This is a genomic window from Kitasatospora sp. NPDC048545 (assembly GCF_040651155.1).
GTDB lineage: Bacteria > Actinomycetota > Actinomycetes > Streptomycetales > Streptomycetaceae > Kitasatospora.
Genome location: NZ_JBEZIQ010000034.1, coordinates 56,424 through 69,228, shown reverse-complemented (window position 1 = coordinate 69,228; position 12,805 = coordinate 56,424). Strand labels below are relative to the sequence as shown.

Here is a 12,805-nt window from a genome sequence, read left to right as displayed (position 1 = left end):
ACGGACCACCGCCCACCGCCCGGTCCCGGTGCACGGGGCCGGGCGGCCGGGGTCAGGCGCCCGACACCTCCAGGCCCGCCCGGGCCTCCGCCGCGAGCTCCGCGAGCACCTCGGCGCGCTGCTGGTGCAGGAAGAAGTGGTCGCCGGGCAGGATGCGGTGGCGGAAGCGCTCCGCCGTGGTGGAGCGCCAGCCGGTGATCCACTCCGGTCCGGCCATCAGGTCGTCCGCGCCGCCGAGCGCCAGCACCGGGCAGGGCAGCACGGTCGGCCGGGTCCGCTCGTTGTACTCGGCGAGGAGCGTCACGTCGGCCTTGAGCACCGGCAGCACCATGCGCATCAGGTCCCGGAACTCCAGGACCTCGGCCGGGGTGCCGCCGAGTTCGACGATCCGGTCCAGCAGGTCGTCGTCGGTGAGGTCGTGCAGCCGGGCGACGTCCGGCGTGCCGGGCGCCCGTCCGCCGGAGACCACGAGGGAGAGCGGCAGCGGCCGTCCTGCGGCGGCGAGCCGGCGGGTCGTCTCGTAGACGATCCGGGCGCCCATGCTGTGGCCGAGGAGCATGAACGGCTCGTCGGCCGGGCGGTTCGCCAGCACGGCGAGCAGGCCGTCGACGACCTCGTCCATGGCGGTCGCCGACGGCTCGGCGAGGCGGGTGCCCCGGCCGGCGAGCTCCACCGGAACGATCGTCAGGTCGGGCTGTCCGGTCTCCCGGGCCCACGGCAGGTAGGCGCTCGCGGAGCCGCCGGCGTGCGGCAGGCAGTAGACGCGCACGGGCCCGGTCCGCCCGTTCGGCTCGGCGTCCCGGTGCCACGGCGTCCACCGGGCCACCTCGTCGGGCAATATGGCGGGCCATCCGGTCATAGCTGTTTCTTTTCCCTTCCCGTTCAATTCGACGAAGCCTGCTCGGCAGGCCTCCGGGGAAGACTTTAGGCGCTAATTTTCGGGTTGGTCCAGCCCGCAATTCGGCGTGCCCGGAAAATGCTGGATCCGGCCACTCCGAGGCCTTGCCATGCCCGAAACTGCCTGAAGAAGAATTAAGGATCTTGGTCTTTCCCGGGCCGCCGGGCTCTGTTACGGTGCTATCCGTCCGGGCTTCTTGCGGATATTTCCAGAGTATTTCCGGCAGCTCGTGCGAACATCCGACGGGAGAGGGACGGACACAATGTGCGGAATAACCGGCGTATTCGTCCTGGGCGGTGGTCGCCCGGCCGATGCCGACGCCGTCCGGGCGATGACGGCGTGCCTGGTGCACCGCGGCCCGGACGACGACGGCCACCACGTCGGCGACGGCGTGGCCTTCGGCTTCCGCCGGCTGGCACTGAACGACCTCGCCCACGGAAACCAGCCGCACCGCACCGAGGACGCCTCGCTGGTCTCGGTCTGCAACGGCGAGATCTACAACCACCGCGAACTGCGCGCGGCACTGGCCCGCCGCGGCCACCGCTTCCGCACCGAGAACGACACCGAGGTGCTGGTCCACCTGTACCGGGAGTACGGCGAGGACCTGACAGCCCACCTGGACGGCCAGTTCGGTTTCGCGCTGCACGACACCGCCGAGCGGCGGCTGCTGCTCGCCCGCGACCGCGCCGGGATCGTCCCGCTCTTCTACACCGTCGTCGACGGCCTGCTGGTCTTCGCCTCGGAGATCAAGGCGATCCTGCGCCACCCCGCCGTCCGCGCCCGGGTCGACCTGCGCGGCCTGGACCAGGTGCTGACCCTGCCCGGGCTGGTCAGCCCGCGCACCATGTTCGAGGGCATCAGCGCCCTGCGCCCCGGCGAACGGCTCGTCGCCGACGCCGCCGGCGTACGCACCGAGCGGTACTGGGACCTCGACTTCCCACTCGCCGCCGACCTCGACCCGGTCGCCCCCGCGGACCTGGACCGCGAGCTCGGCCGGTACGCCGACCGCACCGCCGACCTGCTCGACGCGGCCGTCCGCAGCCGGCTGCTCGCGGACGTGCCGATCGGCATGTACCTCAGCGGCGGCCTCGACTCCAGCCTGATCGGTGCCCTGATGGCCCGGGCCCGGCCCGGCCACGCCTGGCCCAGCTTCTCGGTCACCTTCCCCGGCCGCGACTTCGACGAAGGCCCGCACCAGCGGCTCGTCGCCGGCAAGCTCGGCACCGACCACCACGAGGTCCCGGTCGGCGAGCACGAGGTCGCCGAGCGGATCACCGCGATGGTGCGGCACGCCGAGGCCCCCGTGCGCGAGTCCTACAACGTCTGCTCGCTCGCCCTGTCCGAGGCCGTCCGCGCCGCCGGGACGGTCGGCGCGCTCAGCGGCGAGGGCGCCGACGAGCTCTTCGGTGGCTACCCCGGCTACCGCTTCGACGCCACCGGCCTCGGCGGCAGCCGGCTCACCGGCCTCGACGCCTCCCTGGAACGGGAGTTCCGCGAGCGGATGTGGGGCGTCGACCTCGCCTACGAGCAGGACCAGCTGCCCGCCCAGGAATTCCGCCGCGAGCTGTACGCCGAGGACCTGGCCCCCTCCCTGGACGAGTTCTCCGTCACCGCCCAGCGCCTGGTCGACCCCGACCGGCTGGCCGGGCGCCACCCCCTGCACCAGCGCTCCTACCTCGACTACCACCTGCGGCTCGCCGACCACCTGCTCGGCGACCACGGCGACCGGATGGCCCTGGCCAACGGCGTCGAGCTGCGCTTCCCCTTCCTGGCCAACGCCGTGGTCGACCACGCCACCACGCTGCCGCCGGAGCTGATGCTCGCCCACGGCCGGGAGAAGGCCGTGCTGCGCCGGGCCGCCGAGGGGCTCGTCCCCGGCGAGGTGCTCAGCCGGCAGAAGTACGGCTTCCGCGGCCAGACCAGCAGCCACCTGCTGAGCACCGGCGCCGACTGGTTCGAGGAGCTGGTCTCCCCCGCGACCGTGCGCCGTCAGGGCTACTTCAACCCGGACACCGTTGCAGCCCTGACTGCCCGTCAGCGCGCCGACGGCCACCAGGTGCACGCCCACCTGGACACCGACTACCTGATGCTCGTCGCGACCTTCGCCCTGTTCGTCGAGGAGTTCGATCTGCCGTGTCTGGGATGACCGCCACCGCCACCACCACCGACGCGGCCCCCGGCTCCGGCACCCGCCCACGCCACCCGCTGATCGGGGTGCTCGGCGGCATGGGCCCGCTGGCCTCCACCGAACTGCTGCGCACCGTCTACCGGGCCTGCCGACTCCAGCCCGAACAGGACACCCCCCGGCTGCTGCTCTGGTCCGACCCCGCCGTGGTCGACCGCACCGAGGCCATCGGCAGCGGCGAACTCGACGCGCTGCGGCGCGCCGTGGAGACCTCGCTGCGCGGACTGCGGGCGGCCGGCGCGGAGCGCACCGTGATCGCCTGCATCACCGCCCACCACGTGCTCGGCGACCTGCCGGCCGACCTCGCGGCGAGCTGCGTCTCCCTGGTCGACGTGGTGCACGAGGAACTGGCCGCCGCCACCGAGCCGCACCTGCTGCTCTGCTCCTCCGGCACCGCCCGGGCCGGCATCCTCACCTCCGGGCCCGCCGGGGCCCGCGCCGCCGAACGGCTGGTCGCCCTGCGCCCGGCCGACCAGGAGGCGCTGCACCACCGGATCCACCGCCTCAAGCGCGGCGAGGACCCCGCCCTCGCCATCGACTTCCTGCGCGAGACCCTGCCCCGCTACGGGGTGCGGGCCTTCGTCGCCGCCTGCACCGAGCTGCACCTGGTCACCAGGGCGATCGAGGACGCCGGTCTGAGCGAGTCCCTCCCCTCCCTCGACCCGCTGACGGTCGTGGCGCACCGGATCATGAACGGAGAGTTGTGAGCCGCACGAGCATCCTCGACCGCTGGGCCGACCAGGTCGGGCAGCGAGCCGCCGAACCCGCCCTCGCCACCGCCGACCGGGACTGGAGCCACCGGGACCTGGCCGACCTGGCCACCGGTCTGCGTGCCCGGCTCGCCGACGGCACCGGCCCGGTCCTGGTGGTCTGCGCCGACCCGGTCCCGGTGGTCGCGGCGGTCCTCGCCTGCGCCGCCACGGGCCGCCCGTTCGCCCCCGTGGACACCCGCCAGCCCGCCGCGCGCTGGACCGCCCTGCTGGAGGACCTGCGGCCGGGCACCGTCCTCGCCGACGCCGCGGGCCGTGCCGCGCTGGCCGCCGCCGGCCAGGACGCGCTGCCCCTGCTCGACGCCGAGTCGGTCACCGCCCTGCCGTTCGCGGCCGACGCCTGGCGCGGCCTCGACGGCCCCGACGCCGGCTACGTCTACTTCACCTCGGGCACCACCGGCCGCCCCAAGGGCATCCGGGGCAGCTTCGAGGCCGTCGCCCACTTCCTGGACTGGGAGATCGCCGAGTTCGGCGTCACGCCCGGCACCCGGGTCTCCATGCTCACCTCCCCCGGCTTCGACGCCTTCCTGCGCGACGCCCTGGTCCCGCTCTGCGCGGGCGGCACCGCCGTCGTCCCCGCACCCGGCGCCGTCCCGGTCGGCGCGGCCCTCGGCCGCTGGCTGGCCGAGCAGCGGATCGAACTGCTGCACTGCGTCCCCACCGTGTTCCGCACCCTGCGCGCCGCCGGGCTCACCGCCGGCTCCCTGCCCCGGCTGCGCGCCGCGCTGCTCGCCGGGGAGCCGGTCCGCCCCGGCGACGTCGCCTGGTGGCGCGGGCTGTTCGGGGCCGACAAGGACCTCGTCAACCTGTACGGGCCGTCCGAGACCACCATGACCAAGGTCTTCCGCCGGCTCACCGCCGAGGACACCGAGGCCGGAACCGTCCCGGCCGGCCTGCCGATGCCCGGCGTCGAGGTCACCGTGCTGGCCGCCGGACGCCCCGTCACCGAGGCGATCGGCGAGATCGAGATCCGCACCCCGTTCCCGCTGGCCGGCTACCTGGGCGATGCCCGCGGCGGCTTCGTCGGGCCGGACCGCTACCGCACCGGCGACCTCGGCCGGCTGCGCGCCGACGGCGTCCTGGAGGTCCTCGGCCGCCGCGACCAGCAGGTCAAGGTGAACGGCGCCCGGGTCGAACTCGGCGAGATCGAGGACCTGCTGCGCCGCCACCCCGGGGTCGCGGACGTCTGCGCCGCCGTGGCCGAGGAGGCCGACGGCGAACCGGTGCTCTGCGCCTACCTGGTCGCCGCCGCCGTCACCGACGAGGAACTGCGCGCGTACGCCGCCGAGGGCCTGCCCGCCGCCGCCCGACCCGCCCTCTACCTCCGGCTCGCCGCGATCCCGCGCACCCTCAGCGGCAAGGCCGACCGGCGGGCGCTGCCCAGCCCCGCCGCCGCGCGCGCGGGCCACACCGGCGAACAGCCGCTGGACGGCCTGGAGGCCGGGATCGCCGAACTGTGGCGCGAGCTGCTGCACGTGCCCGCCGTCGGCCGGCACGACGACTTCGCCCTGCTCGGCGGCGACTCGCTGGGCATCGCCCGCCTGCTGGACGGGCTGCGCACCCGCTTCGGCGTCGAGGTGCCGCTGCGGGTGTACGTCGGCGCCCCCACCGTCGCCGGGCTGGCCGCGGCCGTCGCCGCCGGCCGCGACGGGGCCGAGCCGGACGGTGAGCGCCGATGAGCCGCGACACCTCCCTGCCGGTGCGCGCCGACCTCGGCCGCGCCCCGCTCTCGTACGCCCAGCGGTCCATCTGGCGGGCCGAACAGGTGCTGCCCGGCACCGCCCTGCACAACGAGAGCGCCGCCTTCCACGTCAGCGGTCCGCTGGACGCGGCCGCCCTGGAACGGGCGCTGGACGCCGTCGCCGAACGGCACGAGATGATGCGCTGCGCCGTCGTCACCGGCCCGGACGGCGAGCCGCACCAGGCCTTCGCCGAGCGCGTCCGCCCCGGCGTCGAGACCGTCGACCTGACCGGCGTGCCCGAGTCCGACCTCGAGGAGCACCTCGCCGGGCTGGTCACCCGCGCCGTCGCCGTGCCCTTCGACCTCGACCGGCCCCCGCTCATGCGGACCCACCTGTTCCGGCTGGGCGAGGACCGTTCGCTGCTGCTGTTCACCGCCCACCACATCGTGGTGGACGCCTGGGGCTTCGGCGTCTTCCTCGAATCCCTCGCCGCCTGCTACGCCGCCGCGCTCGGCACCGCCGAGGCCCCCGCCCGGGCGGACGGCCCCGACTTCGGGGACTACGCCGCCTGGCAGCGCACCGGGGCCGGCGACGGCGCCGGACTCGACCACTGGACGGCCCGGCTCGGCGGCGAACTGCCCACCGCCGACCTGCCCGCCGACCCGGGGCGCGGCACCGACCCGGCCGCCGGGGCGCTGCACCACTTCACCGTCCCCGCCGAACTGGCGGCCCGGCTCAGCGCCTTCGGCCGGTCCGAACTGGCCAGCCTGTCCACCGTGCTGCTGACCGCCTACTGCGCCACCGCCGCCCGTTGGACCGGCCAGGACGACCTGGTGGTCGGCATGCCGGTGGCGACCCGCAACAGGACCGCGCTGGCCGGCGTGGTCGGCCCGCTGCTCAACATCGTGGCCCACCGCGGAGACCTGAGCGGCGAGCCGAGCTTCCGCCAGGCCCTGGCCCGCACCCGGCAGCACCTGAAGGCCGACCTCAGGCACCGCGACACCCCCTTCGACCTGGTGCTGGAGCGCCTCGGCCGGGCCGCCGGCGGGCGCACCCCGCTGTTCCAGCTGATGTACTCCTTCCACAGCGGCCCCACCACCACCCTGGAGCTGCCCGGCGTCCGCACCACCCCGGCGCCCTCGCACAGCGGCACCGCCAAGTACGACCTGACGTTCTTCCTGCGGCCGCGCCCCTCGGGCGCGCTCGACGCCACCCTGGAGTACCGCACCGCGCTGCTCGCGCCCGAGACGGTGGCCGAGTTCGCGGACTCCCTGCTGTGCCTGCTGGAGGCCGCCGCCGCCGACCCGGACCGGCCGCTGGCCGAGCTGCCGGTGCTCTCACCGGAGCGCCGCCACCGGGTCCTGGTGGACTTCAACCGGGCACCCGACGGCGACCGCGCGTGGGCCACCGTCCCCGAGGGGCTGCGCGCCCTCGCCCGGCACGACGGCGCCGCACCGGCCGTCGAGTCCCCCGGGACCGCCCTCACGCGGGCCGGCGCCGACGCGGCCGCCGACCGGGTCGCCCACCGGCTGACGACCCGGCACGGCATCACGCCCGGCGACCGGGTGGCCCTGCGGGTCGACCGCGACGCCGCGCTGGTGCCCCTGATCGTCGGCCTCTGGCGGGCCGGGGCCGTCCTCGTCCCCCTGGACGAGGCCATGCCCGCCGCCCGCGCCGAGCACGTGCTCACCGACAGCGGCGCCCGCCTCCTGATCGGCGATGCCCTCCCGGGCCTGCCCGCCGCTGACCCGGCCGCGCTGCTGGCCGAGGACGGCGGGGCCGCCGCGCCCCCCGCCCCGGGCCCCGCGCCCGACGACCTCGCGTACCTGATGTACACCTCGGGCTCCACCGGGCTGCCCAAGGGCGTGGCGGTGCCGCACGGCTGCGTCGCCAACCTGCTGCACAGCGTCGTCCGTGCCGAGCCGGGCCTCGGCCCCGAGGACACCCTGCTCGCCGTCACCTCGATCACCTTCGACATCTCCGTCCTGGAGCTGTTCGCCCCGCTGCTGGCCGGCGGCCGGGTCGTGGTCGCGCCGCGCGAGAGCGTCCGCGACGCCGAGGCCCTCGGCGCGCTGCTGGAGCGCAGCGGCGCCACCGCGATGCAGGCCACCCCCTCGCTCTGGCGCGGACTGCTGGACGGCGGCTGGCCCGGCCTTCCCGGACTGCGGGCGCTGTGCGGCGGCGAGGCGCTGGACGCCGGCCTCGCCGACCGGCTGCTGGCCCGCTGCGCCGGACTGTGGAACCTGTACGGGCCGACCGAGACCACCATCTGGTCCACCGTCGGCCGGGTGCTGCCCGGCGAACCCGTCACGGTCGGACGCCCGGTGGCCCGGACGGTCTGCTACGTCCTCGACCGGCGGCTGCGACCGGTGCCGCGCGGCGCCGTCGGCGAGCTGGTGATCGGCGGCGCCGGGGTGAGCGACGGCTACCGCAACCGTCCCGAGCTCACCGCCGCCGCCTTCGTGCCCGACCCGGTCGACCCGGCCGGCGGCACCGTCTACCGCACCGGCGACCTGGCCCGGCACCTGCCGGACGGCCGGATCGTGGTGCTGGGCCGGGCCGACCAGCAGGTGAAGATCCTCGGCCACCGCATCGAGGTCGGCGAGGTGGAGTCCCTGCTGGCCGCCCACCCCGCCGTCCGCCAGGCCGCCGTCGTGGTGGACCGGGAGCAGCCGGCCGCACCCCGGCTGGTCGCCTTCGTCACCGCCGGGGCCGGAGACGACGCGCTGCCCGAACTGCTCCGCCGCCACCTGCGCGAGCGGCTGCCCGCCGCCGCCGTGCCCGGCACCGTCGCCGTCCTGCCCGGACTGCCGCTGAACACCAGCGGCAAGGTGGACCGGCCCGCGCTGCTGCGCCGGGCCGGGGAGTTCGCCGGCGCGGGCCGGACCGAGCCGGTCACCGAGGCCGAGCGGGCCGCCGTCGCGCTCTGGGCCGAGGTGCTCGGCCTGCCGGCCGAACGGGTCGGCACCACCGACGACTTCTTCGCCGCCGGCGGCAACTCCATCGCCGCCACCCGGCTGCTCGGCCGGGTCCGGGCCCGCTTCGGCGGCGCGCCCTCGCTCGCCGAGTTCTACACCGACCCCACCCCGGCCGCGCTGGCCCGCACCCGGCCGGACGCGCCGGGCCCGGCGAGCCGCGGGGCGGCGGCCGCGCCCGACACGGTGCCCATGACCGACCAGCAGCGCCAGTTGTGGCTGCTGCACCGCCTCGACCCGGACTCGCCCGCCTACCACCTGCCGGCCGCCCTCGACCTGACCGGTCCGGTGGACCCGGCCGCCCTCCAGGGGGCGTTCGCCGACCTGGTGGCGCGCCACCCGGTGCTCGCCGCCCGGTGCGAACTGCGGGAGGAGGGCCCGGTCCTGGTCCTCGCGCCGTCCCCCGCGCCGGCCCTCACCGTCCTGGACGCGACGCCCGAGGAGGTGGCCGCGCTCGCCGGCGCGGAAGCCGTCCGCCCGTTCGACCTGGCCACCGGGCCGCTGCTGCGGCTCACCCTGGTCCGCACCGGCCCGGAGCGCTCGGTGCTGCTGTGCACGGCGCACCACCTCGCGGTGGACGGCTGGTCCATCGGCGTGGCGGTGCGCGAACTGGCCGCGCTCTACGCCGCCCGCCTCGGCCAGGCCGGGCCGCCGCCCGCGCTCGCCCTGGGCTTCGCCGACCACGCGGCCGACTGCGCCGCCGAACCCGGCCTGACGATCCGTCAGGAGCAGCTGGAGTACTGGCTGAAGCGGCTCGACGGGCACCCCGGGGTGCTCGACCTGCCGACCGACGTGCCCGCCCTGACCCGCCCGGCCGGCTCCGGCGAGACCCTGCCGGTGGCACTGCCGGCGGAGCTGACCGCCGGGCTCCGGCAGGGCGCCGCCCGGCTGCGCACCACGCCGTTCACCCTGCTGCTCACCGTGTACGCGACGCTGCTCGGCCGCTACGCGGGCAGCGACGACGTGGTCGTGGGCGTCCCCGCGGCCAACCGCGACCGGCCCGAACTGGAGCCGCTGGTCGGCTCGTTGGTGAACACCCTGCCGGTGCGCGTGGACCTGTCCGGCACGCCGTCCTTCGCCGAGCTGGTCGCCCGCACCGGGCGGGCGCTGGCCGCCGACCTCGGCCGCCCGCTGGTCGCCTTCGACCGGCTGGTGGCCGGCCTCGGCCTGCCCCGCGAACCGGGCCGGCCGAGCCTGGCGCAGGCCTCGCTGGTGTTCCAGGACGCGCCGCCGACCGAGGTGCGGCTCGGCCCCGCCACCGGTGTGCTGCGACACCTGCCCACCGGCACCGCCAAGTACGACCTCACCCTGGCTCTGGACGAGCACCCCGACCGGATCGCCGGCGGCCTGGAGTACGCCGCCGACCGCTTCGGCCCGGACTTCGCCGAGCGCTTCGCCCGGCACTTCCACACCCTGCTGCGGGCCGCCCTGGCCGCGCCCGAGGCCCCCCTCGACGCGGTGCGGCTCGGCGGCGCCGGGCTGCCCGACCCCGGCCCGGCCCGACCGGCGGGCGAGGCGCGCGCCGAGTACGCCGTCCCGGTGTCCGAGCTGTTCCGGGCCCGGGCGGCCGCCCACCCGGACGCCCCGGCGATCCGCGCCGGCGGCCGGACCGTCGGCTACCGGCGGCTCGACGCCTGGAGCGACGCCGTCGCGGCCCGGCTGCTGGCCCGCGGCGCCGCGCCCGGCCGGTTCGTCTCGGTGCTGCTCCCGGCCGGCCCGGTGCAGACCGCCGCAGTCCTCGGCGTCGCCAAGACCGGTGCCGCCTTCGCGGTGCTCGACCCGGCCGACCCGGACGCCCGGCTGACCACCCTGCTGGCCGACGCGGAGCCGGTCTGCCTGCTGGCCGCCGAGGACGCGCTGGCCCGCCACCCCGGACTGCGGGACGACAGCGGGTGTTTCGCCGGCGTCCCGGTCGAGGCCCTCGACCCGGAGGTGCCGGACGCCGGCACCACCGCACCGGCCGCCCCGGCGGCACTGCCCGCACCGGCCGCCGGTCCCGGCGACCCGCTCTGCCTGGTGTACACCTCCGGGTCCACCGGCACCCCCAAGGGCATCGCGCTGCCGCACGCGGCGCTCGCCCAGTTCGCCGACTGGCAGCGCGTGCGCTTCGGCATCCGGCCGGACAGCCGGATCGCCCAGTGGGCGCCGTTCACCTACGACGCCGCGTACACCGAGGTGTTCGCCGCGCTCTGCTCGGGAGCGGTGCTCTGCCTACCGCCGGAGGGGCTGCGCCGCGACCCGGTCGCGGTGGCCGAATGGTTGCGCGCCGAACGGATCACCCAGATCCAGACCGTCCCTGCCTTCTTCCAGCTCGTCACCGAGGCACTGGACGCCACCGGCACCGGACTGCCCGACCTGGAGCACGTGCTGATGGCCGGCGAGGTGCTCCCGGTGGCCCTCGCCACCGCCTGGGCGCACCGCCCCGACCGGCCGCGGCTGCACAACCTGTACGGGCCCACCGAGTGCGTGCTGGCGACCCACCGGGAGCTGGCGCCGGGCGAGGACTTCCCCGCCGGCGTGCCGATCGGCACCCCGATCCCGGGCCGGGAGGCCGTCGTGCTGGACCACCGCGGCCGGCTCTGCCCGGTCGGGGTCGTCGGCGAGGTCCACCTGCGCAGCGACTTCCTGGCCGGCGCGTACCACCGCCGCCCCGAGGAGAGCGCCCGGGCGTACGTCGCCGACCCGTGGCAGCCGGACGGCCGGCTGTACCGCACCGGGGACCTGGGCCGCCGTCTGCCGGACGGCGAACTCGCCTTCACCGGCCGGATCGGCAGCCAGCTGAAGATCCGCGGCAACCGGATCGAGCTGGAGGAGATCGAGGCCCTGCTGGAGCGGCACCCCGGGGTCCGCGAAGCGGCCGCCGCCGCGCACGGCGAGGGCCCGGCCCGACGGCTGGTCGGCTACGCGGTCGCCACGCCCGGGACCACCGGCGCCGACCTGCGAGCGCACCTGGCCGAGCGGCTGCCCGCGGCCGTGGTGCCGGACACCGTGATGCTGCTGGACGCGCTGCCCAGGACCCGCACCAACAAGCGCGACCGGGCCCGGCTGCCCCGGCCCGAGGCCGCCGCGCGGCCCGCCGACGCGGCCCCGCTGGCGGGCGTCGAGCAGGTCGTCGCCGACGCCTGGCGGCAGTTGCTCGGCGGCGGTCCGGTGGGCCGGCACACCAACTTCTTCGAAGCCGGCGGCGACTCGCTGCTGGCGGCCCGGCTCCAGCTGGAGCTGGCCCGCCGGCTGGAGCGGCCGGTCCGGCTGGTCGACGTCTTCGGCCGGCCGACCATCGCCGAGTTCGCGGCCGGCCTCACCGGCGGCGCCGGCACCCCGGACGGCCGGGCCCCGGCCGAGTCCGCCGAGCCGCGCGGCGAGCGACGCCAGAACGCCGTCCGGGCCCGGGCCCGGGCGCGTCGCGAGGCCCGCGACCGGGCCGACGGGACGACCGCCGCCGACCAGCACACACCGACAGGGAGGGACTGAATCCATGGACGTCCAGAGCGTGATGACGGAACTGCACGACTTCCTCGGCACCGAGGGCACCGGGGGCACCGGGGGCACCGAGGGCCTGGAGCGGGTCGAGGAGTGCCTGCGCATCCTCACCGGCGAGCAGGCCCCGGAGTACCTGCACGAGGACCAGGAGCCGACCCGGCTGTTCTTCCCCGGGATCAGCGCCCTGCCCTGGCACGACACCGCCGAACTGCCGTGGGTGGCACGGGTCGAGGAGTCCTACGAGCAGATCAAGGCGGAGTTCCTGGCGCTGCGCGAGGAACAGGCCCGCTTCGCCCCGTACGAGGACCTGTACACCAAGGAACTCGGCTGGCAGGGCTGGGACACCTACCAGCTCTACCGCAACGGCGCCTGGCGCGACGAGGTCGTGGAGCGCTGCCCCGCGACCCACGCCGCCGTGTCCGCGACCCCGCACGGGCCGCGCGACGGCATGTTCACCATCCTCAACCCCGGCGTGCACATCACCCCGCACACCGGCGGCGTGAACCTGCTGCTCACCGCGCACCTGCCGCTGATCGTCCCGCCCGGCTGCGGCATCAAGGTCGGTGACGACGAGCGGGGCTGGGAGGAGGGCAAGGCCATCCTCTTCGACGACAGCTTCATCCACGAGGCCTGGAACAAGGGCACCCAGCAGCGCGCCGTCCTGCTCTGGGACGTCTGGCACCCGGAGCTGACGCCCGTCGAGGTCCGGGCCCTGGAGTTCCTGATGCCCCGCTTCCAGCGCTACCTCATGGCGGTCTGAGCCCGGCCCCGTCCCCGGTCGTCCCCGGTCCTGCCCGCCCCGCCGCGCGCGGAGC

General features: G+C 76.2%; 6 protein-coding genes. 5 read left to right on the top strand and 1 reads right to left on the bottom strand.

All coding sequences use genetic code 11. From position 1 onward, the window contains the following. Positions 1-52 precede the first annotated feature (52 nt). Complete coding sequence (locus AB0D10_RS28535; RefSeq protein WP_360261817.1) at positions 53-859, bottom strand: alpha/beta fold hydrolase; 807 nt, start codon at positions 857-859, stop codon at positions 53-55. A gap of 301 nt (positions 860-1,160) precedes the next feature. Between AB0D10_RS28535 and asnB the strand changes: the two genes are divergently transcribed. From asnB to AB0D10_RS28510, 5 genes are read left to right on the top strand one after another with little or no spacing between them, the layout of a single operon-like run. Beyond that, positions 1,161-3,044, top strand: coding sequence for an asparagine synthase (glutamine-hydrolyzing) (gene asnB, locus AB0D10_RS28530; protein ID WP_360261816.1), 1,884 nt, complete (start codon positions 1,161-1,163; stop codon positions 3,042-3,044). After that, positions 3,041-3,790 carry an aspartate/glutamate racemase family protein gene (locus AB0D10_RS28525; protein ID WP_360261815.1) on the top strand — a complete coding sequence of 250 codons (750 nt, stop codon included), beginning with the start codon at positions 3,041-3,043 and terminating at the stop codon, positions 3,788-3,790. The genes asnB and AB0D10_RS28525 overlap by 4 nt, the downstream gene beginning before the upstream one ends. Then, complete coding sequence (locus AB0D10_RS28520) at positions 3,787-5,532, top strand: non-ribosomal peptide synthetase (protein ID WP_360261814.1); 1,746 nt, start codon at positions 3,787-3,789, stop codon at positions 5,530-5,532. Before AB0D10_RS28525 ends, AB0D10_RS28520 begins: the two co-directional genes overlap by 4 nt. Next, positions 5,529-11,981, top strand: coding sequence for an amino acid adenylation domain-containing protein (locus tag AB0D10_RS28515; protein WP_360261813.1), 6,453 nt, complete (start codon positions 5,529-5,531; stop codon positions 11,979-11,981). The genes AB0D10_RS28520 and AB0D10_RS28515 overlap by 4 nt, the downstream gene beginning before the upstream one ends. A 4-nt stretch (positions 11,982-11,985) precedes the next feature. Continuing rightward, on the top strand, positions 11,986-12,750 hold the full coding sequence (locus AB0D10_RS28510; protein WP_360261812.1) for an aspartyl/asparaginyl beta-hydroxylase domain-containing protein: 765 nt from the start codon (positions 11,986-11,988) through the stop codon (positions 12,748-12,750). Positions 12,751-12,805: the final 55 nt, after the last annotated feature.